Below are 23,436 nucleotides of genomic sequence, written 5' to 3'. Positions count from 1 at the left end.
CGTTCCCGCAATGACAATAAATGGTTTGCGTGCGGGTTTGCATGCGGCACGCCCGCGCGGCGGACGACCCCGCCGGCCTGCCGGCCCCCGACCGTATCAACACCGCCACGACGCCGTGGCAATCGCATCCGAGTCCCCATGTTACGGCTAAGCGAAATTAAACTCCCCCTCAACCACCCCGAAAGCGCACTCGAGGCCGCGATTCGCGCGCGCCTCGCGGAGCTTGGCGTGGCCGCGGACGAGCTCCTCCGTTACACCGTGTTCCGTCGTGCGCACGATGCGCGCAAGCGCGCCGACATCAAGCTCACGTATATCGTCGATGTCGAAGTCGCGGACGAAGCGGCCGCGATCAAGCGCCTCGCCGGGAAACCGCATTGCGGCGTGACGCCCGACATGGCGTACCACTTCGTCACGAAGGCGCCCGAGCACGGCAATTTCCTGCGCCCGGTCGTGATCGGCATGGGGCCGTGCGGCCTGTTCGCAGGGCTGATCCTCGCGCAGATGGGTTTCCGTCCCATCATCCTCGAACGCGGCAAGGCCGTGCGCGAGCGCACCAAGGACACCTTCGGCCTGTGGCGCAAGAGCGTGCTCAACCCCGAATCCAACGTGCAGTTCGGCGAAGGCGGGGCCGGCACGTTTTCCGACGGCAAGCTGTACAGCCAGATCAAGGATCCCAACCACTATGGCCGCAAGGTGCTGGACGAGTTCGTCAAGGCAGGCGCACCGGAAGACATCCTGTATCTGAGCCGGCCGCATATCGGCACGTTCCGCCTCGTCAGCATGGTGGAAAAAATGCGTGCGTCCATCCACGAACTGGGTGGTGAAGTGCGTTTCGAAACGCGGGTCGACGACATCGAGATCGATCAGGGCAAGGTGCGCTCGCTAAAGCTCTCGAACGGAGAAACGCTGCGGTGCGACCACGTGGTGCTGGCCGTGGGCCACAGCGCGCGCGACACCTTCCAGATGCTGCACGATCGCGGCGTCTACATCGAAGCCAAGCCGTTCTCGCTGGGTTTTCGCATCGAGCATCCGCAGGGGCTGATCGATCGCAGCCGCTTCGGCAAGTTCGCGGGCCACAAGCAGCTCGGCGCCGCCGACTACAAGGTGGTCCACCACTGCAGCAACGGCCGCGCCGTCTACAGCTTCTGCATGTGCCCTGGCGGCACCGTGGTCGCGGCGACCTCCGAGCCGGGGCGCGTGGTCACCAACGGCATGAGCCAGTATTCGCGAGCCGAGCGCAACGCGAATGCGGGCATCGTCGTCGGCATCACGCCGGACGATTATCCCGGCGGCCCGCTGGCGGGCATCGCGTTCCAGCGCAAATGGGAAGAGCGCGCGTTCGAACTCGGCGGCGGAGATTACCGCGCGCCGGGTCAACTGGTCGGCGATTTCATCGCAGGCCGGCCGTCGACGTCGCTGGGCTCCGTGGAGCCGTCGTACAAGCCGGGCGTGAACCCGACCGATCTCAGCACCGCGCTGCCGGACTATGTGATCGAAGCGATCCGTGAAGCCCTGCCCCAGATCGACAAGAAGATCGCCGGCTTTGCGATGCACGATGCCGTGCTCACCGGTGTGGAGACGCGCACGTCGTCACCGATCCGGATTCGACGCAAGGACGATTACCAGAGCATGAACGTCGAAGGCCTGTATCCGGCCGGCGAAGGCGCCGGGTATGCGGGCGGCATTTATTCGGCGGCGATCGACGGCATCGAAGTTGCGCAGGCGGTGGCCCTCAGCCTGACGTCGGGACACGCGTCCTGACACGCAGGACAGAGTCGGCGTGCGAAGGTCCGTGACCCGAGTACGCCGACTTTTGCACGTTCGCCGCGCCAATCTGTTTCATCGGCGCACCACCGCGGCGCGCTTTGGGCACGCCCGTCAAAACACCCCGGGAATCAGCCGGTACCGGACCTTCGTCTTGTACGCACGATAATCGGCGTCTTCCGACAGCACCCGCTCTTCCAAACTGATTCGCCCGATCTGCAACAGCATCCAGATGCCGATCGCGAGCAGGTTTCGCGTACTGAAGTTTGCAAGCAGGAAACCGATTTCGGACAACAGGTAACCGGCATAGATCGGGTGGCGCATGAACCGGTACGCTCCTGTCGAAACGACGCCGCGATTCGCCGGCAGCAAGCCGAACGAGCGCCCGAGCGACAGTTTCGCGAACAGTTGCCACGCAATCCCGCATATTTGCCAGGCGCCCCCTGCCCACTCCGGGATCAGTTGGGTACTGGCAGTCAGCTGATAGGTCAGGCAGTAGAACGAACCACCAAGGGACAAACACACTGCAACGGGATGCCAGTCGCGCCGTTTCGGCAATTTGGCAAAAGCCGACATGCCGACGGTCAGTACCGCGGATACCAGCAGCAGGATCAGCGTGATCCGGCTCGGATCCAATCGCCACGGCATATAAATCAGATAGGCAAATACGCCCAGCACGGTCACTGACGACACGCGAGCACCAAGCTCGATCAGATTGATCCGCTCCGACTCGTCCGCAACCGTTGTAACGTGCGGCACCAGGGTACTTTGCGCGCACGCGCCCCCCGCATCCTGTATGGCCTGCTTCATGTTTGTGCCCCGAACTTACTGCGTTTTTATATATTGCCGTTTCAGACTAGCACGCTCCATTCATTGAAACTTGCCTAAGTTTCAGTTTTACGAGGTTGATTGGTGTAAGTCCCGAGAGCGTGGGCAAATATAAAGACCGACTAACTGGATTACGCGGTCTGCCAAACGTTTCACAGTTCGTAGTGTTGCCCGGACGGACGAAATCGTCTGCAGTCGATGGTAACGAGTGGCTAGTCTCCCAGGCGAAAAAGGGGCCGAATGAGAGCCGCGGATCGGGTCGCCATGCTCGAAACCGACCGGCGACGCCACGCAGCCGGGTTCGAAGCCGCCGCACGCCGCCTGACGTCCAACCACACGCGCTGATATGCGGGGCGGCGTCAGCACGCAAGGGTTCGCGCGATCGTCCGCACCTGGCCAAACGGCGAACTTCGCGCGTGCACATGGAAGCGACTGGTAAACTCGGGCAACCCAAGCAACAACTTCATGCCTGACCTATGACCACGCTGTCGCCCGAAGCCTTCGCCGGCCATACTCCAATGATGCAGCAGTACCTGCGCATCAAGGCCGACCATCCCGACACGCTTGTCTTCTACCGGATGGGCGACTTCTACGAGCTGTTCTTCGAAGACGCGGAAAAGGCCGCACGCCTGCTCGACCTGACCCTCACGCAACGCGGCGCATCCGCCGGCACGCCGATCAAGATGGCCGGCGTGCCGCATCATGCGGTCGAACAGTATCTCGCCAAGCTCGTGAAGATGGGCGAATCGGTCGCGATCTGCGAACAGATCGGCGATCCCGCCACGTCGAAGGGCCCCGTCGAGCGCAAGGTCGTGCGCGTCGTCACGCCCGGCACGCTGACCGATGCAGCACTGCTGTCCGACAAGAACGATGTCTACCTGCTCGCGATGTGCACGGGCCACAACAAGCGTGGCGTCGCGGTCAATGTCGGCCTCGCGTGGCTGAACCTCGCAAGCGGCGCGCTGCGGCTCGCAGAAATCGAACCCGAGCAGCTCGCTGCCGCGCTCGAACGCATCCGGCCGGCCGAGATCCTGACGCCGGACGGCGCAACCGACGCCGTGCCGGCAGGCGCAGGCGCAAGCAAGCGCGTGCCGGCGTGGCATTTCGACATCGCGTCGGGCACGCAGCGCCTGTGCGACCAGCTCGATGTCGCGAGCCTCGACGGCTTCGGTGCACATTCGCTGACGAGCGCGTGCGGCGCGGCCGGCGCGCTGCTGCTCTACGCAGCGGCCACGCAAGGCCAGCAGTTGCGGCACGTGCGCAGCCTCAAGGTCGAAAACGAAACCGAGTACATCGGGCTCGATCCGGCCACGCGCCGCAACCTCGAACTGACCGAGACGCTGCGCGGCACCGAGTCGCCGACGCTGTATTCGCTGCTCGACACCTGCTGCACGACGATGGGCAGCCGCCTGCTGCGTCACTGGCTGCATCACCCGCCGCGCGCGTCGGTTGCCGCGCAATCGCGCCAGCAGGCGATCGGCGCGCTGCTCGATGCACCGGCAAACGCAAGCCTCGATGCGCTGCGCAGCGCACTGCGCCAGATCGCCGACGTCGAACGGATCACCGGGCGCCTCGCACTGCTGTCCGCGCGCCCGCGTGACTTGTCGAGCCTGCGCGACACGTTCGCCGCCCTCCCGGCGCTGCGTGAGCGTATCAGCGCGATCGTTGCGAACGCGGACGCCCTCACCCGCGTCGACGCGGCACTCGCACCGCCCGCCGAATGCCTCGACCTGCTGACGAGCGCGATCGCGCCCGAACCGGCCGCGATGGTGCGCGACGGCGGCGTGATCGCGCGCGGTTACGACGCCGAGCTCGACGAGCTGCGCGACATCTCGGAGAACTGCGGACAGTTCCTGATCGATCTCGAAGCGCGCGAGCGCACGCGCACCGGCATCGCGAACCTGCGCGTCGAATACAACAAGGTGCACGGCTTCTACATCGAGGTCACGCGCGGCCAGACCGACAAGGTGCCCGACGACTATCGCCGGCGCCAGACGTTGAAGAATGCCGAGCGCTACATCACACCCGAACTGAAGACTTTCGAGGACAAGGCGCTGTCCGCGCAGGAACGCGCCCTGGCGCGCGAGCGAGCGCTGTACGACGCAGTGCTGCAGGCACTGCTGCCGTTCATCCCCGAGTGCCAGCGCGTCGCATCGGCGCTCGCCGAACTCGACCTGCTCGCCGCATTCGCCGAACGCGCCCGTGCGCTCGACTGGGTCGCGCCGACCTTCACCGACGAGATCGGCATCGAAATCGAACAAGGCCGCCACCCGGTCGTCGAGGCGCAGGTCGAACAGTTCATCGCGAACGACTGCCGGTTCGGCACCGAGCGCAAGCTGCTGCTGATCACCGGCCCGAACATGGGCGGCAAGTCGACGTTCATGCGGCAGACCGCGTTGATCGCGCTGATGGCTTACGTCGGCAGTTACGTGCCGGCCAGGTCGGCATGCTTCGGCCCGATCGACCGGATCTTCACGCGCATCGGCGCGGCAGACGATCTCGCAGGCGGCCGCTCGACGTTCATGGTCGAGATGACCGAAGCCGCGGCGATCCTCAACGACGCGACACCGCAAAGCCTCGTGCTGATGGACGAGATCGGCCGCGGCACGTCGACGTTCGACGGCCTCGCGCTCGCGTGGGCCATCGCGCGCCACCTGCTGGCGCACAACGCGTGCTACACGCTGTTCGCGACGCACTACTTCGAGCTGACGCAACTGCCGGCGGAATTTCCGCAAGCGGCCAACGTCCACCTGTCGGCCGTCGAGCACGGCCACGGCATCGTGTTCCTGCACGCGGTCAACGAAGGGCCGGCCAACCAGAGCTACGGCCTGCAGGTCGCCCAGCTCGCAGGCGTTCCGGCGCCCGTGATCCGCGCCGCGCGCAAGCACCTCGCGTACCTCGAACAGCAATCGGCTTCGCAGCACACGCCGCAGCTCGACCTGTTCAGCGCGCCGCCGGTGGCCGCCGACGATCTCGAATGCGCGGACTCGCCGGCGCTGCCCGACACAGCGCATCCGGCGCTCGAAAAGCTGCGCGACATCGATCCCGACGATCTCAAGCCGCGCGAGGCACTCGACCTGCTGTACGAACTGCGCACGCTGGTCCGGTCGCACGATGCAGACGGACACGCGTAAGCGCGTCTCGCCGGGCCTGCCGGCCCGTGCGGCCGCCGCGCTCGTCGCGGCGTTGATCGCGTTCGCGCCGGCCGGTGCGCAGGCGGCACCGCCGAAGCGCAGTACCGCGCCCTACTCGTTCGCGGTCGTGTCGGGCGTGATCAACACCCCAGCGGACGAACCGGCTGCACAGCGGCTGCTCGACGCGATCGCGCGCGAGCGCAATCTCGCGTTCGTGGTGTATGCGGGCGATCTCAAGGGTTCGAAGGAAGCGTGCCGCGATGCACTGTATTCGCAGCGCGGCGCGATCCTGGATGCGGCACGCGTGCCGCTCGTATTCATTCCCGGTCACGACGACTGGGCAACGTGCAACACCGTGGCCGGCGGTAGCTACGATCCGGTCGAGCGGCTCGACTTCCTGCGGCAGACACTGCTCGCCGATTCGGCACTGCCCGACCCCGGCGCGCTGCCGATCACGCGGGAAAGCGAAGTCGCACGGTTCCGGCCGTATCGCGAGAATGCCCGCTGGATGCGCGACGACATCGTCTACGTCGCGCTCAACGCGCCGGCGCCGAACAACCATTACCTGACGGCCGGCGGCCGCAATGGCGAATTCGAGGACCGCATCATCGCGAACGGTTTCTGGATCGACCACGCGGCCGAATACGCGAAGCGGCGCGAGGCGCGTGCGATGGTGGTGATGTTCGAAGGCGATCCGCAGTTCGAACGCTATGAACGCGCGGAACGCTTCGCATGGCTGCGTTTCAACCGGCCGCGCGTACGCGACGGCTTCCGCGAGTTGAAACGAACGCTGGTGAAGGCGGCGGCGACGTTCCGCGGCCCGATCCTGGTGATGCACGCGAGCGGCGAACCGCTGGCGAACGGCTTCCTGATCGACCGGCCGCTGCGTGCCGACGATGGTGAGCTGATAGGAAACGTGACGCGCGTCGCGATCGGACCGCGCCATCCGGCGAATCAGTGGGTCAAGGTGAGCGTGTCGCCGTCACGGCAGACAATCTTCAACGTCAGCCTGCAGGAGGTGCCGAAGAACCTGCCGGTGCCGCCCGCGCTGCCGCTCGTGCCGCACGACGACGTGCCGCTGCCACAGATGCCGGAAATCCCCGCGTTGCCGGCGCTGCCCGACTCGTCGTCGGTCGCGCCGCCGCTGCAGGGTGACGGCGCCGCCCCGGGCGGCGCGTCGTGGCCTGCGCCGCCCCCTGCATCGGGGCCGGCGCCCGGCGTGCCTGCAAGCTCAGTGCAGAGTACGCCCTGACGGCGCTTCGCCGTCTTCGTCTTCGTCATCGTCCTCGTCGACGATCTCGAGCCCTTCCGCGCCATGTGCGTGCTCATGCTCGATTTCGTCTTCGGTGGCTTCGCGAACGTCCTTCACGGTCAGCGCGAAACGCAGCGCCATGCCTGCCAGCGGGTGATTGCCGTCGAGCACGACCTTGTCTTCGGCGACGTCGGTGACCGTGTAGATCAGCGAATCGACTTCCTCGTCGCCGTCTTCCGGCGTGCCCTCGAACTGCATGCCCACTTCGAGCGGCTCGGGAAAACGATCGCGCGGCTCGATCTTCACGAGTTCGGGATCGTAGTCGCCGAACGCGTCCTGCGGCTCGAGCTGGACCTGCGCCTCGTAGCCCGGCTCGTGGCCGTCGAGCTGTTCCTCGATCTTGGGGAACGTGCCATCATAGCCGCCGTGCAGATAAACCATCGGCTCGTCGCTTTCCTCGATCAGATTGCCCTGTGCATCCGACAGCTTGTAAGTGACCGACACGACGGTGTTTTTTGCGATTTTCATCCAATTCTCCCAAATACAAGTCTCATTATACGATGCGCAACCGGTCTCAAGCCGAACCGCGGGATGCCGCTGCCGCCCCGTTCGGCGCGCCGCCCTCCGATCTTCCCACACCGCTGCTCGGCGGTCTTACGCCGACGCAATTCATGCGCGGCTACTGGCAGAAGAAGCCGCTCCTGATCCGCCAGGCGATCCCCGGCGTCGCGTCGCCGGTCTCGCGCGACGCGCTGTTCGAGCTCGCCACCGACTATGACGCGGAATCGCGACTGATCACCCATTTTCGTAACAAGTGGCAACTGGCTCACGGCCCGTTCGAACCGGGCTCGCTGCCGGCCGTCACGCGCAAGGCCTGGACCCTGCTCGTACAAGGGCTCGACCTGCACGTCGACGCGGCGCGCGCGCTGCTCGACCGCTTCCGCTTCATCCCCGACGCGCGGCTGGACGACCTGATGATCTCGTACGCGACGGACGGCGGCGGAGTCGGCCCGCATTTCGATTCATACGACGTCTTCCTGCTGCAGGTCGAGGGCCGGCGCCGCTGGCGCGTCGGCGCGCAGAAGGACCTGTCGCTGCAGCCGGACGTGCCGCTGAAGATCCTCGAAAACTTCGAGCCCAGCGACGAATGGGTGCTGGAACCCGGCGACATGCTGTACCTGCCGCCGCACATCGCGCACGACGGCGTGGCCGAAGGCGAATGCATGACCTGCTCGATCGGCTTCCGGGCGCCGTCCGCAGGCGAACTGGGCGCCCAGTTCCTGTACTATCTCGCGGAGCGTGGCGGCCTGCGGGACGGGTGCGGCGACGACCTCTACCGCGACCCGAAGCAGCCGGCCGTCGACACGCCCGCGCAACTGCCTCCGGCGATGGTGGAGCGCGTCGCGGAGATCGTCGACGCGATTCGCTGGCGCAAGCGCGACGTCGCAGAGTTTCTCGGCTGCTACCTGAGCGAGCCCAAACCGAACGTCGTTTTCGACCCGCCCGCGCGCCCGCTGTCCGAGGCCGCGTTCGTCACGCAAGCGTCACGTCGTGGCGTGTGTCTCGACAGAAGGGCCGCATTGATGTATAACGCGCGCTCGTACTTCATTAATGGCGAGGAAGGACCGCTCGAGCAGGCCAGCGAATGGCTGCCCGAACTGGCCAATCAACGCCAGATGGAGGCGAAACGGTTTGTAACACTATCCCGGGCTCCCTCAATGACAGCTTTATTGCACGAGTGGTATCGTGCGGGCTGGATACGGGTCGGAAACCGGAATTAGTGTGAGTCGCCCCGTATGCCCGTACAGATCAAATTCTGTATGGGAAAGACAACGTATTGACCCCGCATTTGTCGACGGTCGATAGGAAAGTGCATATAATTTCCGCCCAAGCCGTAGGGAAGATTCACGCTCTAGAAGTGCATCTCCACCAGCGGCCCAGGTCGGTGTTGGAGCACATTACCGGTATTGTTTCGCGCTGTTGCTTACCTTTAACCATAAAAGGACGTGATCATGAAGAAATCCCTCCTCGTAGCTTCCCTGTTGGCTGCTGTTGCACTGGCTGCTTGCAACAAGAGCGCTGATCAAGCTGCTTCGTCGGCTGCAAGCGACGCGGCTGCTGCTGCTTCGACGGCTGCTTCGGCAGTTGCTGGTGCAGCGAGCGACGCTGCTGCCGCTGCTTCGTCGGCAACGGCTGCTGCGAGCGACGCTGCTGCTGCAGTGGCGTCGGCTGCTTCGGCAGCGACGGCTGCTCCGGCTTCGGGCGCAAGCCAGTAAGCCTCAGCGTCAGCTGAAAAAAAACCGGCCCGAGGGCCGGTTTTTTTACGTCTGCCGTTTTCGCGCCTGTCGTCCGGCAGTCGTACCGGGCCGCCGCAACGGCCCTGCCCCGCTCATCCGAGCGCCAGCCAGTCGAAGCCCGCGTCCTGCGTGGCCACGATCACGTCCTCCCCGTTCGTCCCCAGTACGCCGCCAAACGCCTGACGGACCAGTTCCGGCAGGTTGTTCTGCTGGCTCAGGTGCGCCCCGACCAGGTGCCGAAGGCGGCTGCGCTCAAGCGATGCGAGGATGGCCGCCGCTGCGTCGTTGCTCAGGTGGCCGTGGTTGCCGCCGATGCGCGCCTTCAGCGACTGCGGATAGCGGCTCGCGGCCAGCATTGCGGTGTCGTGGTTGGATTCGAGCACCAGCGCGTCACAGCCGCTCAGTACCGTCGTGATGTGCGGCGTGGCCATGCCGACGTCCGTCAGCACGCCGAGCCGGCTGCAGCCGTCCAAAAAGACGAACTGGAGCGGCTCGCGCGCGTCGTGAGGAACCGTATAGGGCATCACGGCCAGATCGCGTATCGCGGCCGTCTCGTCGCCCCACAGCACGTGGAGGTCGACATCGGCCTCGTCCGCGCCGACCGCGCGCGCGGTGCCCCAGCTCATGTAGAGCGGCAGCGACGCCCGGCGGGCGAGCGTCAGCGCACTGCCGACGTGGTCGCTGTGTTCGTGGGTAATCAGGATCGCATCGAGATCGCCGATGCAGAGATTCAGACGGCCGAGCCGACGCTCGACCTCCTTGGCGGAAAAGCCGCAGTCGAGCAGCACGCGGGTGGTCGTCGTGCCGCTCGAGGCCTCGACGACCAGCGCGTTGCCTTCGCTGCCGCTTCCGAGGCTGGCGAATCGCACGCGATCAGTTCAGCTGCGCGTGGAGCAGCGAAATGATCCGCTGCGCGTCCGACGAGTTGTCGACCTGGCCGTTTGCGCCGATCACCGCGACCTGCGTGCCGCCGTTGCCTTGCGCACGCACGTTGACGAGGAATTCCTTGCCCGGCTTCGCGGCGGCCGGGCCGCCGTAGAACAGCTTGCCGAACAGGCCGTCACGCTTCAGCTCTTCCATCGAATTTGCATAGCGCACGGTGTACACGCCCTTCTCGCGGTCGCGATTGTCGACCGTGAAGTTGGTCCGGTCGAGCGCCAGGCCCACCCGCAGCCATGCGCGGTCGAACGACTCGGCCAGCTGCAGCGTTGCCGCGCCGTTGCTCGTGTCGCTGACCTGCGCCGGCGCCGTCGCGGGGCGTGCATCGGTCAGCAGCTGCTTCGCCTGCGCATCGGTCAGGCCGAACTTCTGCATCAACTTCGACAGGAACACAGCTTCCAGCACCGGGTTGCGCGGACGCTCCTCCCAGCGCGACGACGTGCCGCCCTGCGGGCCGACCATCATTTCTTCCATCGCGCTGTGCGTGATCGAGATGTCGGTGTTGCCGTCCGACGTGCGGTTCACGAGCGTACGGAAGCGGTCGCGCGTACCGGACGAGTAAGCGAAATCGATGACCTTGCCGATCGTGCGGCGGAACCAGTCGTCGGGAATGTTCGCGCGGTTTTCGGCCCAGTCGGTGGCCATGATGCCCGTCGACGGCGCGTCGGTCTTCAGCGAGAAACCGTTCTCCTGCCAGAACTCCTTCAGGATCGGCCACAGCTGCTCGGGCGTCCGGCCGTCGACGACGAGCCAGCGGCGGTCGCCGTCGCGCTCGATGTGCATGCCGAACGGATCCTGCGCGCTCGGGATGCCGTCGGTCGCGTTGCCGGCCTGGGTCGTGGCCCGCGGCGGCAGCGTGCCGAGGCCGGCGTTGCTCGGCGGCGCGACGAACTGCTGCGTCGTCGGTACCGGCTTCAGGTCGCTCGGCACCGCGAGCGGCGGCGCCGAACCGGTGTTCTTGTAGTTGACCCGGTCGGGGGCCAGATAGTCGTTCAGCGTATCGCAGCCGGCGAGCGCGCCCAGCGCCAGCGCCACCACCGACATCTGGATGGCGCGAGAGGAAAAGGCGAAACGTTTCATGAAATCCTTCGTCTTGCTAGAACGCTCGTCAGGAGCGGCGCCGGACGGAGCCGGCCGGTGCGGGTTGATCAGGGTACGAGCCGGCGGCCGCAGGACGCGGCCGCCTCGGCATCAGGCGAGGACGCCGGCCTCGACGAGGGCCGAACGCACGGCATCGTGGCAGCGCTCGTCGAGCGCCGTGAGCGGCAGCCGGATGCCGCCCTGCATCTTGCCCATCGCCTGCAGCGCCCACTTCACCGGAATCGGGTTCGCCTCGATGAACAGGTTCTTGTGCAGCGACAGCAGCTTCATGTGCAGTTCGCGGGCCGTCTGGACGTCGCCGGCCAGCGCTGCACGGCACAGTTCGCTCATCGCGCGCGGTGCGACGTTCGCCGTGACCGAGATGTTGCCGTGGCCGCCGAGCAGCATCAGCGCGATTGCCGTCGGATCGTCGCCGCTATAGATCGCGAAATGCTTCGGTGCAGCCTTGATCAGGTGCGCGGCGCGATCGATGTTGCCGGTCGCTTCCTTCACGCCGATGATGCCCGGGACTTCCGCGAGGCGCAGCATCGTCTCGTTCGCCATGTCCGCGACCGTGCGGCCCGGCACGTTGTACAGGATCACCGGCAGGTCGACCGCTTCGGCGATCGTCTTGAAGTGACGGTACATGCCTTCCTGCGTCGGCTTGTTGTAGTACGGCACGACCTGCAGCGTCGCGTCCGCGCCGACGGCTTTCGCGTGCTTCGTCAGCTCGATCGCCTCGGCGGTCGAGTTGCCGCCCGCGCCCGCGATGATCGGGATGCGTTTCGCCGCATGCTCGACCGCCGTGCGGATCATCAGGATGTGCTCTTCGACGTTGAGCGTTGCCGACTCGCCGCTCGTACCGACCACGACGAGCGCATCGGTGCCTTCCGCGATATGCCAGTCGATCAGTTTGCGAAACGCCGGCAGGTCGAGACTGCCGTCTTCGAGCATCGGGGTGACGATCGCGGGGATGCTGCCGCGGATTTGAATGCCGTCTTGGGTGCCGTTAGCCATGAAACGCGATTGAGATTATGTACCGGTAAACGTTGAGATTGTAGCGGATTAGCCGGGCAGTTCGTAACGTGGAATTCCCGCCCCCGCCTTCGGGGTCGCGCCCTCGCGCACTGCGCAGAGACGCTGGACGAACGCCTCGCGCGGCGCGGCAACGAACCCGTCCTCGTACGCAACCACCCGCAGGCGGCCGTGCACGGCGTCCAGCAGCTCGCCCGGGGCGAGCAGGAACGCGGGGTTGGACGGTTTACCGACCGATTCGTTTCCTTGCGCGAAGGTTTCGTAGATGAGCACGCCGCCCGGCGCCACCGCATCGAGCAGATGGGGCCAGAGCGGACGATGCAGATAATGGGTGACGATCACCGCCGAAAACTGCTTGCCGGCCGGCAATGGCCACGGCGCGCCTTCGAGATCGGCGTCGCGGGCGTCGACGCCCGGAATCGCGCGCAACGCGGCCAGCGCGACCGGGTCGCGGTCGAGTGCGACGACCGGATGCCCGCGCGACGCGAACCAGCGCGCATGGCGGCCGCCGCCCGCGGCGACATCCAGCACCGCGCCGCCTGCCGGCACGAGCCGCGACCATTGCGCGACCCAGCGCGACGGTTCGGCCTGGGCGACGTGGCCGCCCGCGGCGGCGATGATGGATGCGCTCATGCGGTCGATCAGTTGTACGACAGGCCCATCGCGTCGCGCACGTCGCGCATCGTTTCCGTCGCGTACTTGCGTGCCTTGTCGCAACCGTCCGCGACGATCGCGCGCAGCAGCGACGGGTCGTCCATGTACTTCTGCGCACGCTCGAGCATCGGCTGCTGCTCGCGCAGGATGCCTTCGACGACCGGCTGCTTGCAATCGAGGCAGCCGATGCCCGCCGAACGACAGCCCTTCTGCACCCAGTCGTGCGTCGCTTCGTCCGTATAGACCTGGTGCAGCTGCCACACCGGGCACTTGTCGGGATCGCCCGGATCGGTGCGGCGCACGCGCGCGGGATCGGTCGGCATCGTGCGGACCTTCTTCGTGATCGTCTCGGCGTCTTCACGCAGCCCGATCGTGTTGCCGTACGACTTGGACATCTTCTGCCCGTCGAGACCCGGCATCCGCGATGCTTCGGTGAGGAGCGCCTGCGGCTCGACGAGGATGATCTTGCGCGCGCCTTCGAGATAGCCGAACAGGCGCTCGCGGTCGCTCATCGACAGACTCTGCGATTCCTGCAGCATCGCGCGCGCCTGTTCGAGCGCCTCGTCGTCGCCCTCCTGCTGGTATGCATTGCGCAGCTCGTGATAGAGCTTCGCGCGCTTGCCGCCGAGTTTCTTCGCGGCATCGAGCGCCTTCTCCTCGAAGCCCGGCTCGCGGCCGTACAGGTAGTTGAAGCGGCGCGCGATCTCGCGCGTCATCTCGACGTGCGGCACCTGGTCTTCACCGACCGGCACGAGCGAGCCGCGATACAGCAGGATGTCGGCCGCCATCAGCACCGGGTAGCCGAGGAAGCCGTAGGTCGACAGGTCCTTGTCCTTCAGCTTCTCCATCTGCTCCTTGTAGGTCGGCACGCGTTCGAGCCAGCCGAGCGGCGTGCTCATGCCGAGCAGCAGCGCGAGTTCGGCATGTTCGGGCACCTTGCTCTGGATGAACAGCGTCGCCTGGGCCGGATCGATGCCGGACGCCAGCCAGTCGATCAGCACGTCCCACACGTTCTTCTCGATGACCTCGGGAGTCTCGTAGTGCGTCGTCAGCGCATGCCAGTCGACGACGCAGAAGAAGCACGGGTACTCGGACTGCAGCTTCACCCAGTTTTTCAGCACGCCGTGGTAATGACCGAGGTGCAGCGACCCGGTGGGTCGCATGCCGGAGAAAATACGTTCAGGGAACATGGTTGTCGTTAGAAAAGCGAGGCGAATGGAGACAGGATGGCGCTCAGGACGGCGTAGCCGACGTTGACGAGCGGGCGCAGCCAGAAGTTCGTCAGCACGCCCGTCGCGACCAGCACGAGGACGATGATGAAACCGTACGGCTCGATGCGCGACAGCGCGATCGATTGTTTCGTGGGCAGCAGCGCCGCCAGGATGCGGCCGCCGTCGAGCGGCGGCAGCGGAAACAGGTTCAGCACGCCCAGCACGAGGTTCGCGCTGACGCCGGCAAACGCCATCCGCGTGAAGAACGGCTCGTCGATGCCGACGGCCGGCAGCACGAGCGTCAGCACGCCCCAGATCAGCGCCTGCACGAAGTTGCAGGCCGGCCCCGCGAGCGATACCCACAGGCTGCCCCAGCGCGGATCGCGCAGGTTGCCGAACGACACCGGCACCGGCTTCGCATAGCCGAACAGGAACGCGCCGCCCGTCAGGAAATACATCGCGAGCGGGATCGCGATCGTGCCGAGCGGATCGATGTGGCGCATCGGGTTGAACGATACGCGCCCCATCATGTAGGCGGTGTTGTCGCCGAGCAGGCGGGCGGCGTAGCCATGCGCGGCCTCGTGCAGCGTGATCGCGAAGATCACGGGCAGCGCGTAGACGGCGATGGTCTGTATCAGGGAAGCATCCATATCGCGTTATTGTAACAAGCGCACTCGCGCAAAAAATGGAACGGCGCGCTTACGGCGCCGAGAGGCCGAACGGCTCGAGCGCGCCGCGCCCCGCACGCACGAGCTCGGGTTCGTCGCCGGTGAGGTCGATCACCGTCGACGGCTCGCGCGGGCACGCGCCACCGTCGATCACGAGATCGACCTGTTTCTCGAGCCGCGCGCGAATGTCTTCGGGATCGTTGAGCGGCTCGTCGTCCGGCGGCAGGATCAGCGTCGTGCCGAGCAGCGGCTGGCCGAGCGACTCCAGCAACGCGAGCGTGATCGCGTGATCGGGCACGCGCAACCCGATCGTCTTGCGCGACGGATGCGACAGCCGGCGCGGCACTTCCTTGGTCGCCTGCAGGATGAACACGTACGGGCCGGGCGTCACCGACTTGATCTGGCGGTACTGGCGGTTGTCGACCATCGCGAAGTTGGCGAGCTCCGACAGGTCGCGCACGAGCAGCGACAGGTGCTGCTTCTCGTCGAGGCCGCGAATCCGGCGCACCCGCTCGACCGCGTCCTTGTCGTCGAGATGGCACGCGAGCGCATAGCTCGAATCGGTCGGCATCGCGATCACGCCGCCCTTGCTGACGATCTCCACGGCCTGCTTGATCAGGCGCGGCTGCGGATTATCCGGATGAATCCTGAAGAACTGGGACATGGGGGTACGTAAAGAGGGAAGAATCGGCAACGCATGATGGCGGCACGGGCGGCGGTCAGCCGCCCGGCGTCAGAGCCAGCGTTCCCAGACCGGTGTGAGATCGGACGGCAACGGCGGCAGGCTGCCGAGCTCGACGCGGCCCTCGCCCGGCGCATGGAAATCCGAGCCGCGCGACACTTCGAAGCCGAAGCGGCGCGCAACATCCGCGTATTCGCGGTACTGGTCGGGCGTATGACTGCCCGTGATGACTTCGATCGCGCGGCCGCCCAGATCGATGAATTCACCGAAGAATGCGTCGAATTCGACCGGCGTGTAGCGGTAGCGGCCCGGATGCGCGACCACGGCCTCGCCGCCCGCCGTACGGATCCAGCCGACCGCGTCGGACAGCGATGCCCAGCGATGCGGGACGAAACCGGGCTTGCCGTCGCCGAGCAGCCGGTCGAACACGTCGGACGTCGATTCGGCGTGGCCGTTCTCGACGAGAAAGCGTGCGAAATGCGTGCGCGAGATCAGGTCCGGATTCGAGACGTACTTCAGCGCGCCTTCGTACGCGCCGGGAATGCCGAGCGTGGCGAGCTGCTCGCCGATCGCCACTGCGCGCGCCGCGCGGCCGTGGCGCGTGCGGTACAGGCCGTCGACCAGCGCCGGGTTCGCGGGATCGATGTTCAGGCCGACGATGTGCACGGTGCGCGACGCCCACGTGACCGAAATCTCGACGCCGCTCAGGTAGCGCATGCCGAGCGCTTCCGCCTCGCTGCGCGCCGCCGCCTGGCCGCCGATTTCATCGTGGTCGGTCAGCGCCCACAGGGTCACGCCGCCCGCATGGGCGCGGCGCGCGACGTCGGCAGGCGACAGCAACCCGTCGGAAACATTCGAATGGCAGTGGAGATCGGCGTTCATTGTCGGCATGGCAGGTAAGGCTTCATTCTACTGCAACGCGGCAATGCGCCGCCCGCCTGCCCCGCCGCTGCCACCGCATGGCTTACGCGCAGAACGCCTCGATCAGCGCCGCGATCTGCTCGGGCTGGTCGTGATGCACCATGTGGCCGGCATCCTCGACGAGCTTCTCGCGCCAGTCGGGAAACGCGTTGAAACGCGCCTTGAATTCGGGCAGCGGGATATCGCCGGCGATGTGTGCGAGCGTCGGCGAGTTGACGGCCTCGACGTGCAGCACCTTCGCACGCACCTGCGCCCAGGTAGCCATCACTTCGTCGAGCCGGTACAGCAGCGGACCCGGCATCTTGTGAGCGGGGTCGGCCAGCAGGTGGTAGAGGCCGTCGTCGCCGCGCTTCGACCAGTGCTCGGCGAGGAACGCGGCACGGCGCGGGGCGAGCCGCGGATTGGTCTTGATCAGGCGCGCCGCCACGTCGTCGAGTGACGCATAAGGGCGCAGCGCGGGCGGTTCGCGCAACTCGTCGAGCCAGCCGCGCAGCCGGCGCGGCGCCTGCTCGGCCCGCGCGGGCGCGAGCCCGAACCCCTCGAGATCGACCACGCGCCGCACGCGCTCCGGCCGTGCGCCGGCATACAGGCACACGACGTTCGCGCCCATGCTGTGCCCGACCAGGTTGACTTCGCCGGCCGGCGCATAGTGGTCGACGAGCGCATCGAGGTCGCCCAGGTATTCGTGGAACCAGTAGTGGCCGCCACCCTGCCGCGCGACCGGCCAGTCTGACAGCCCGAAGCCACGCGCATCGGGCGCGATCACCTGCCAGTCGCCCGCGAGCGCGTCGACGACGAACTGGAACGACGCCGCGACGTCCATCCAGCCATGCAGCATGAACAGCGTCGGCGCATCGGGCCGGCCCCAGCGCCGGACATGCAGCTGGACGCCGCGCACCATGACGAAATCGGAAACAGAACTCGAGGCACTCATCGCAGCCGCTCAAAAAAAGAATGGTCGTTCGATTATAGCGGCGGCGCTTTCTTTCCGGCGTCCGGCAGTCGAGGCGCCGCTCTAGCGGTGCCGGCGCGCGCGGGCCACCGGGGTGCGCCATCTGCCGGGTGCCCTGAACAGCCGGCGGTGGTCGAAACGCAGCCGAACCCGAGCGGGTCAGCGCGGCGCGCTTCCGTCCGCCGCGTCCTGCGCGGCCAGTTCGTCGAGTTCGGCCTGCTCGAATCCGGCATCGCGGCGTGCGTCGAAATTGAACGGGCCGCGCAGCCGCGGGGCATGGTATTGCTCGGCGAGCTGCCGATAGGTCGGCACGGGATCGCGGCCGGCTTCGTCGCACAAATGCCGGAACCAGCGGTTGCCGATCGCGACGTGGCCGATTTCGTCGCGCAGGATCACGTCGAGGATTGCGGCCGACGCCTCGTCGCCCGCCTGTACGAGCCGCGCGCGGATCGGCGGCGATGCGTCGAGCCCGCGGGCCTCGAGCGTACGCGGCACGAGCGCCATGCGCGCCAGCACGTCGCCCTTGGTTCGCTCGCACATCTCCCACAGGCCGTTGTGCGCGGGAAAATCGCCGTACGCATGCCCGAATGCCGCCAGACGCTCGGACAGCAGCGTGAAGTGGTACGCCTCCTCGGCCGCCACCTTCAGCCAGTCCGAGTAGAACGCGTTCGGCAGGCCCGCGAAGCGCCAGACGGCGTCGAGCGCCAGGTTGATCGCGTTGAACTCGATATGGGCGAGCGCGTGCAGCAGCACGGCGCGCCCTTCGGGCGAACGCATGCTGCGTCGCTCGAGCTGGCGCGGCTCGACGAGCGGCGGGCGCGCCGGGCGCCCGGGCAGGTCGGCCGGCTCGGGCAATTCGAGCGATGGGGCGATCGTCGCCCGCCCGGCCAGCAGCGCATCGTGTAGCGAACGCACCTGGGCGGCCTTGGCCGCGGGTTCCGCGTCACGCAGTGCGACAAGCGCGGCGCGGCGCACGCAGGCACGCGCCTCGCCGAAAGAAGAAGACTCCATGCTCATAAACGGGGACACCCTGCGCGCGCATCGCGGGAGCGCACGCACGCGACGGTTTACAATAGGCGATTGTTCCGCGGCGCAATGCGAACGCGCCGGGCAAACCGGACGCGCCATTCTACCGGCGCCCATCATCGAAGAGACAAGGAGACTCCGTGACGATCTACAAGCTGGGCGATACGGCCCCGACGATCCACGAAAGCGTATTCGTCGCCGATACGGCGGCCATCATCGGCAAGGTCGTGCTCGAGGAGAACGCGAGCGTCTGGTTCGGTGCGACGATTCGCGGCGACAACGAGACGATTACCGTCGGCGCGGGCAGCAACGTCCAGGAAGGCGCGGTACTGCATACGGACCCGGGCTTTCCGCTGACGATTGCCGAAAACGTGACGATCGGGCACCAGGCCATGCTGCACGGCTGCACGATCGGCGAAGGATCGCTGGTCGGGATTCAGGCGGTGGTCTTGAATGGAGCGGTGATCGGCCGCAACTGTCTGGTTGGTGCCGGCGCGGTCGTGACGGAAGGCAAGACGTTCCCGGACAATTCGCTGATTCTCGGCGCACCGGCGAAAGTCGTGCGCGAGCTGACGGCGGAAGACATCGCGCGGCTGCGCACGAACGCGAAGACGTACGTCGAGCGGCGTGCGCATTTCAAGGAGCAACTCGTGCGAATCGGATGATTCGCACGGATTTCAAGGAAGAAGAGTGAGCGACCAGTTACAGAAATTCATGTTCAATGCGGCGCCCGTGCGCGGCGAGATCGTTTCGCTGCGCAATACGTGGCAGGAAGTGCTCTCCCGCCGCGACTACCCGGCCCCCGTGCGCACGGTGCTCGGCGAGATGATGGCCGCATGCGCGCTGCTGTCCGCGAACCTGAAATTCAACGGCACCCTGATCATGCAGATCTTCGGCGACGGGCCGGTCCAGATGCTGGTCGTCCAGTGCAGTTCGGATCTGTCGATGCGGGCCACCGCGAAGTTCGCCGGCGACGCCGCCCAGACGATCGGCGACGACACGAGCTTCGCATCGCTCGTCAATGCGAGCGGTCACGGCCGTTGCGTGATCACGCTCGACCCGGCCGACAAGCTGCCGGGCCAGCAGCCGTACCAGGGCATCGTGCCGCTGAACGGCGTCGACGGTCCGCTCGAATCCGTCTCGCAGGTGCTCGAGCACTACATGCATCACTCGGAGCAGCTCGACACGCGGCTGTGGCTCGCGGCCGATCGCGACCGCGCGGTCGGCATGCTGCTGCAGAAGCTGCCGGGCGACGGCGGCATCGTGCCGCGCAACGCCGAAACCGATACCGATACGTGGGAACGCGTCTGCACGCTCGGCGGCACGCTGTCCGCCAAGGAACTGCTCGAGGTCGAACCGGAAGTCGTGTTCCGCCGGCTGTTCTGGCAGGAAAACGTGCAGCACTTCGAGCCGGCCGGCACGCGCTTCCAGTGCTCGTGCTCGCGCGAGAAGGTCGGTGCGATGCTGCGCATGCTCGGCCGCGAAGAAGTCGACAGCGTGATCGTCGAGCGTGGCCACGTCGAGATCCATTGCGAGTTCTGCAATCAGCGCTATGAATTCGATCCGGTCGACGTCGCGCAGCTGTTCGCGGCACCCGGCGTCGAGACGGGCATCGCACCCGCGACCGAACAGCGTCACTGAGCGGCGACCCGATGCCCGCCGTCCGGGCACGGGCGCATAATGACGCACGAGCGTCGCACGCAAGGCTCGCGCGCCGAAGTCCCGCACTTCGGTGCAAGCCGCTTCCCGTCGTCGGCGCGCTGCAGGAGAAACACATGAATCGCCCGCTTCGTCTCCCGTTTCGTCTCCCGTTTCGTACCGTCGTCCTGACGAGCGTTGCCGCCTGCACGCTCGCGCTTGCCGGTTGCGCGATGCCGCCGCCGACTTCCTCGATCCTGAGCCGCCTGCCCGAACCCGGCGCATCGGGCGGCCAGCCGCCCGCGCTGTCGAGCGCCGAACGCAAGCGTTATGACGAGATCGACCAGCAGGTGCTGCGCGAACAGAACAGCGCGATGGCAGCCGAGGCAGCCGCGCGCGCGTGGGCCTATTACTCGCCGCCGCCCGTGACGGTCTACGGCGGGTATTACGGCGGATGGGGCAATCGCTGGGGCACGGGTATCAGCTACGGCTACCCGGGATGGTGGTGGTGAGCATCCGTCGCCCAGCCGATTGACTACCGGCAGGAAATAAAAAAGCGCGGCATTTCCCGCGCTTTTCCAATGGGTTCGAACGATCGTGGTCAGTGATGCGCGGCCTTGCCCTTGTCGCCGCCATGATGCCGCGACGGCTTCGCGATCGACTGCGGATTCGGCACGACGCGCACCGGCGCCGCGGACACGGCGCCGCGCGTCGACGTATTCGACGGCGTGTTGTTCAGCGGCGCGGCCGGTGCATTCGGCGACACGAACTGCACGAAAACCTCGCCGTCCTTCACCATGCCCATCTCGTAGCGCGCGCGCTCCTCGATGGCCGCGGTGCCGCTCTGCAGATCCTGCACTTCGCCGGCAGTGCGCTCGTTGCGCAGCTTCTCGTCCGCATTCTTCTGGAGCTGGTCGTCGAGCTGCTGACGCAGTTCATGCACCCGCAGCCAGCCGCCGTGTCCCCACCATAGGGGGTACTGAATGAGCGCCAGCAAGGCAATCAGGACGACAGTGACAAGCCGCATGTAGGAAACGCAGATATAAGAAGCGCCGCTCCGCGCACATGCACAGAGCGGCGTCGATATGACGAACCCGATAGTAGCGCGTTAGCGCAGGTTATAGAAAGCCGATTTACCCGGGTAGCTCGCGATGTCGCCGAGATCTTCCTCGATGCGCAGCAGCTGGTTGTACTTCGAGATACGGTCGCTGCGCGACAGCGAACCCGTCTTGATCTGACCGGCGTTCAGGCCGACCGCGATATCCGCGATCGTCGAATCTTCCGTTTCGCCCGAGCGGTGCGAGATCACGGCCGTGTAGCCTGCGCGCTTCGCCATTTCGATGGCCGCGAACGTTTCGGTCAGCGTACCGATCTGGTTGATCTTGATGAGGATCGAGTTCGCGATGCCCTTCTCGATGCCTTCCTTCAGGATGCGCGTGTTCGTGACGAACAGGTCGTCGCCGACCAGCTGCACCTTCTTGCCGAGGCGGTCGGTCAGCAGCTTCCAGCCTTCCCAGTCGCTTTCGTGCATGCCGTCCTCGATCGACACGATCGGGAACTTGTCGGCGAGCGTCGCGAGGTAGTCGGTGAATTCGGCCGACGACAGTTGCAGGCCTTCGCCCGCGAGCTGGTACTTGCCGTCGTGGTAGAACTCGGATGCCGCGCAGTCGAGCGCGAGCAGCACGTCTTCGCCCGCGCAGTAGCCGGCCTTCTCGATCGCCTGCAGGATCGTCGACAGGCACTCGTCGTTGCTGCCGAAGTTCGGCGCGAAGCCGCCTTCGTCGCCGACTGCCGTGCTCATGCCGCGGTCGCTCAGGATCTTCTTCAGTGCGTGGAACACTTCCGCGCCGCAACGCAGGGCTTCACGGAACGTCGGCTGGCTCACCGGGACGATCATGAATTCCTGGATGTCGAGGCTGTTGTTCGCATGCGCGCCGCCGTTGACGATGTTCATCATCGGCACCGGCAGTTGCATCGCGCCCGAACCGCCGAAATAGCGGTACAGCGGCAGGCCGGCCTCTTCAGCCGCTGCCTTCGCGACGGCCATCGACACGGCCAGCATCGCGTTCGCGCCGAGGCGCGACTTGTTGTCGGTGCCGTCCAGCTCGAGCAGCGTCTTGTCGAGGAACGCCTGTTCCGACGCGTCGAGGCCCATGATGGCTTCGGAGATTTCGGTGTTGATGTGCTCGACCGCCTTCAGCACGCCCTTGCCGTTGTAGCGGCCGGCTTCGCCGTCGCGCAGTTCGATCGCTTCACGCGAGCCGGTGGACGCGCCCGACGGCACGGCCGCGCGGCCCATCGTGCCCGATTCGAGCAGCACGTCGCATTCGACGGTGGGGTTGCCGCGCGAATCCAGAATCTCGCGGCCGATGATATCTACGATTGCACTCATGGGTTTCCTCTGAGAATGACGATGGATTCTTCAAACTGCGACGGCGCACGCGCCTGAACCGCTTTCGCTACTGACGCGCGAAGCCGTCGCAAGGTTCATTCGATCTTTAATTGAAATCGTTTTCCAGGAACGGATGGCGCTTCACCGCCTGGTCGAGCGTGACGAGGGTCTCCAGCAGCGCGCTCATCCGGTTCAGCGGTACCGCGTTCGGGCCGTCCGATTTTGCCTCGGCCGGATTCGGGTGCGTTTCCATGAAGAGGCCCGCAACGCCCGTCGCGACTGCCGCACGGGCAAGCACCGGCACGAATTCGCGCTGGCCGCCCGAGCTCGTGCCCTGCCCGCCCGGCAACTGCACCGAGTGGGTCGCGTCGAACACGACCGGGGCGCTCGTCTCGCGCATGATCGCGAGCGAACGCATGTCCGACACGAGATTGTTGTAGCCGAACGAGACACCGCGCTCGCACGCCATGAAGCGGTCTTCCGACAGCCCCGCTTCACGTGCGGCGTCGCGCGCCTTGTCGATCACGTTCTTCATGTCGTGCGGCGCGAGGAACTGGCCCTTCTTGATGTTGACGGGCTTGCCCGAGCGCGCGCACGCCTGGATGAAATCGGTCTGGCGGCACAGGAACGCGGGCGTCTGCAGCACGTCGACGACCGACGCGACCTGCTCGATCTCGTCGATCGAATGAACGTCGGTCAGCACCGGCAGGCCGAGCTGGCGCTTCACCTCGGACAGAATCCGCAGGCCCTCGTCCATTCCGAGGCCACGAAACGACTTGCCCGAGCTGCGGTTCGCCTTGTCGTAGGACGACTTGTAGATGAACGGAACGTTCAGCTTCGCGCAGATTTCCTTCAGGCGGCCTGCCGTGTCGATCGTCATTTGCTCCGACTCGACGACGCAGGTACCCGCGATCAGGAAGAAAGGCCTGTCGAGACCGACCTCGAAATCGCACAGCTTCATGC

Annotated in this window: 24 protein-coding genes; 9 read left to right on the top strand and 15 right to left on the bottom strand. The window is 66.1% G+C overall.

All coding sequences use genetic code 11. The features are described from left to right. The first annotated feature begins 138 nt into the window (after window positions 1-138). The gene (locus DPV79_RS21205; protein WP_113046386.1) at window positions 139-1,761 is read left to right on the top strand and encodes an NAD(P)/FAD-dependent oxidoreductase; all 1,623 of its coding nucleotides are present in this window, start codon (window positions 139-141) and stop codon (window positions 1,759-1,761) included. A 117-nt stretch (window positions 1,762-1,878) separates the two neighbouring features. On the opposite strand, the gene DPV79_RS21200 is transcribed toward DPV79_RS21205, so the two are convergent. Continuing rightward, window positions 1,879-2,574, bottom strand: coding sequence for a methyltransferase family protein (locus tag DPV79_RS21200; protein WP_059589647.1), 696 nt, complete (start codon window positions 2,572-2,574; stop codon window positions 1,879-1,881). A 494-nt stretch (window positions 2,575-3,068) separates the two neighbouring features. Between DPV79_RS21200 and mutS the strand changes: the two genes are divergently transcribed. Together mutS and DPV79_RS21190 are read left to right on the top strand one after the other, a co-directional pair. Then, entirely contained in the window at window positions 3,069-5,726 is a 2,658-nt protein-coding gene (gene mutS / locus DPV79_RS21195; RefSeq protein WP_113046385.1) for a DNA mismatch repair protein MutS, read from the top strand. Further along, window positions 5,707-6,978 carry a hypothetical protein gene (locus DPV79_RS21190; protein ID WP_059489131.1) on the top strand — a complete coding sequence of 424 codons (1,272 nt, stop codon included), beginning with the start codon at window positions 5,707-5,709 and terminating at the stop codon, window positions 6,976-6,978. The genes mutS and DPV79_RS21190 overlap by 20 nt, the downstream gene beginning before the upstream one ends. Here DPV79_RS21190 and DPV79_RS21185 read toward each other — a convergent pair. Next, entirely contained in the window at window positions 6,958-7,506 is a 549-nt protein-coding gene (locus DPV79_RS21185) for an FKBP-type peptidyl-prolyl cis-trans isomerase (protein ID WP_042977234.1), read from the bottom strand. The genes DPV79_RS21190 and DPV79_RS21185 overlap by 21 nt on opposite strands. A gap of 32 nt (window positions 7,507-7,538) precedes the next feature. On the opposite strand from DPV79_RS21185, the gene DPV79_RS21180 reads away from it, so the two are divergent. Genes DPV79_RS21180 through DPV79_RS21170 form a run of 3 tightly spaced genes read left to right on the top strand, consistent with a single transcriptional unit; the run spans window position 7,539 to window position 9,254 of the window. Then, a complete protein-coding gene (locus DPV79_RS21180) occupies window positions 7,539-8,759 on the top strand; it encodes a cupin domain-containing protein (RefSeq protein WP_048020842.1) in 1,221 nt (406 codons plus the stop codon). Window positions 8,760-8,815: 56 nt separating this feature from the next. Beyond that, on the top strand, window positions 8,816-9,061 hold the full coding sequence (locus tag DPV79_RS43765) for a hypothetical protein (RefSeq protein ID WP_075122947.1): 246 nt from the start codon (window positions 8,816-8,818) through the stop codon (window positions 9,059-9,061). After that, the gene (locus DPV79_RS21170; RefSeq protein ID WP_034195863.1) at window positions 8,991-9,254 is read left to right on the top strand and encodes a hypothetical protein; all 264 of its coding nucleotides are present in this window, start codon (window positions 8,991-8,993) and stop codon (window positions 9,252-9,254) included. Before DPV79_RS43765 ends, DPV79_RS21170 begins: the two co-directional genes overlap by 71 nt. A 113-nt stretch (window positions 9,255-9,367) precedes the next feature. Here the strand turns inward: DPV79_RS21170 and DPV79_RS21165 are convergent, their stop codons facing one another. The 10 genes from DPV79_RS21165 to DPV79_RS21120 all read right to left on the bottom strand — a co-directional run bounded on the left by DPV79_RS21165 (window position 9,368) and on the right by DPV79_RS21120 (window position 18,434). Continuing rightward, window positions 9,368-10,144, bottom strand: coding sequence for an MBL fold metallo-hydrolase (locus tag DPV79_RS21165; RefSeq protein ID WP_059688884.1), 777 nt, complete (start codon window positions 10,142-10,144; stop codon window positions 9,368-9,370). 4 nt (window positions 10,145-10,148) lie between these two features. Continuing rightward, window positions 10,149-11,294, bottom strand: a complete 1,146-nt coding sequence (bamC, locus tag DPV79_RS21160) for an outer membrane protein assembly factor BamC (RefSeq protein WP_021162673.1) — start codon at window positions 11,292-11,294, stop codon at window positions 10,149-10,151. A 111-nt stretch (window positions 11,295-11,405) separates the two neighbouring features. Continuing rightward, on the bottom strand, window positions 11,406-12,311 hold the full coding sequence (gene dapA / locus DPV79_RS21155; RefSeq protein ID WP_021162674.1) for a 4-hydroxy-tetrahydrodipicolinate synthase: 906 nt from the start codon (window positions 12,309-12,311) through the stop codon (window positions 11,406-11,408). Between the two features lie 48 nt (window positions 12,312-12,359). Beyond that, complete coding sequence (locus DPV79_RS21150; protein WP_113046384.1) at window positions 12,360-12,962, bottom strand: class I SAM-dependent methyltransferase; 603 nt, start codon at window positions 12,960-12,962, stop codon at window positions 12,360-12,362. Window positions 12,963-12,970: 8 nt separating this feature from the next. Next, the gene (locus DPV79_RS21145; protein WP_011352534.1) at window positions 12,971-14,173 is read right to left on the bottom strand and encodes a tryptophan--tRNA ligase; all 1,203 of its coding nucleotides are present in this window, start codon (window positions 14,171-14,173) and stop codon (window positions 12,971-12,973) included. Between the two features lie 8 nt (window positions 14,174-14,181). Then, a complete protein-coding gene (locus DPV79_RS21140) occupies window positions 14,182-14,844 on the bottom strand; it encodes a site-2 protease family protein (RefSeq protein WP_021157698.1) in 663 nt (220 codons plus the stop codon). Window positions 14,845-14,893: 49 nt separating this feature from the next. Beyond that, window positions 14,894-15,526 carry an L-threonylcarbamoyladenylate synthase gene (locus DPV79_RS21135; RefSeq protein ID WP_021157697.1) on the bottom strand — a complete coding sequence of 211 codons (633 nt, stop codon included), beginning with the start codon at window positions 15,524-15,526 and terminating at the stop codon, window positions 14,894-14,896. Window positions 15,527-15,595: 69 nt separating this feature from the next. Then, a complete protein-coding gene (locus tag DPV79_RS21130; RefSeq protein WP_042973646.1) occupies window positions 15,596-16,426 on the bottom strand; it encodes a 3',5'-nucleoside bisphosphate phosphatase in 831 nt (276 codons plus the stop codon). An 82-nt stretch (window positions 16,427-16,508) separates the two neighbouring features. Next, on the bottom strand, window positions 16,509-17,399 hold the full coding sequence (locus tag DPV79_RS21125) for an alpha/beta fold hydrolase (RefSeq protein WP_059589654.1): 891 nt from the start codon (window positions 17,397-17,399) through the stop codon (window positions 16,509-16,511). A gap of 177 nt (window positions 17,400-17,576) precedes the next feature. Next, window positions 17,577-18,434, bottom strand: a complete 858-nt coding sequence (locus DPV79_RS21120) for a ferritin-like domain-containing protein (RefSeq protein WP_113046383.1) — start codon at window positions 18,432-18,434, stop codon at window positions 17,577-17,579. 149 nt (window positions 18,435-18,583) lie between these two features. Here DPV79_RS21120 and DPV79_RS21115 point away from each other — a divergent pair, with 149 nt between their 5' ends. The 3 genes from DPV79_RS21115 (at window position 18,584) to DPV79_RS21105 (ending at window position 20,593) form a co-directional block, all read left to right on the top strand. Beyond that, window positions 18,584-19,108, top strand: a complete 525-nt coding sequence (locus DPV79_RS21115) for a gamma carbonic anhydrase family protein (RefSeq protein ID WP_021157692.1) — start codon at window positions 18,584-18,586, stop codon at window positions 19,106-19,108. 25 nt (window positions 19,109-19,133) lie between these two features. Continuing rightward, window positions 19,134-20,084, top strand: a complete 951-nt coding sequence (gene hslO, locus DPV79_RS21110; protein WP_113046382.1) for an Hsp33 family molecular chaperone HslO — start codon at window positions 19,134-19,136, stop codon at window positions 20,082-20,084. A gap of 134 nt (window positions 20,085-20,218) precedes the next feature. Continuing rightward, window positions 20,219-20,593: a hypothetical protein gene (locus DPV79_RS21105; protein WP_113046381.1), complete on the top strand. Its 375-nt coding sequence runs from the start codon at window positions 20,219-20,221 to the stop codon at window positions 20,591-20,593. 89 nt (window positions 20,594-20,682) lie between these two features. On the opposite strand, the gene ftsB is transcribed toward DPV79_RS21105, so the two are convergent. From ftsB to kdsA, 3 genes are all read right to left on the bottom strand, one after another. After that, entirely contained in the window at window positions 20,683-21,108 is a 426-nt protein-coding gene (ftsB, locus tag DPV79_RS21100; RefSeq protein WP_043190303.1) for a cell division protein FtsB, read from the bottom strand. An 81-nt stretch (window positions 21,109-21,189) separates the two neighbouring features. Beyond that, window positions 21,190-22,473: a phosphopyruvate hydratase gene (eno, locus tag DPV79_RS21095; RefSeq protein ID WP_113046380.1), complete on the bottom strand. Its 1,284-nt coding sequence runs from the start codon at window positions 22,471-22,473 to the stop codon at window positions 21,190-21,192. Between the two features lie 106 nt (window positions 22,474-22,579). Continuing rightward, window positions 22,580-23,434, bottom strand: a complete 855-nt coding sequence (gene kdsA / locus DPV79_RS21090; protein WP_059688888.1) for a 3-deoxy-8-phosphooctulonate synthase — start codon at window positions 23,432-23,434, stop codon at window positions 22,580-22,582. Window positions 23,435-23,436: the final 2 nt, after the last annotated feature.

Origin of the sequence: Burkholderia reimsis, from assembly GCF_003294055.1 — a bacterium.
Lineage (GTDB): Bacteria > Pseudomonadota > Gammaproteobacteria > Burkholderiales > Burkholderiaceae > Burkholderia > Burkholderia cepacia.
The sequence above is the reverse complement of the archived record's forward strand: the minus strand, read 5'-3'. Positions and strand labels throughout refer to the sequence as shown.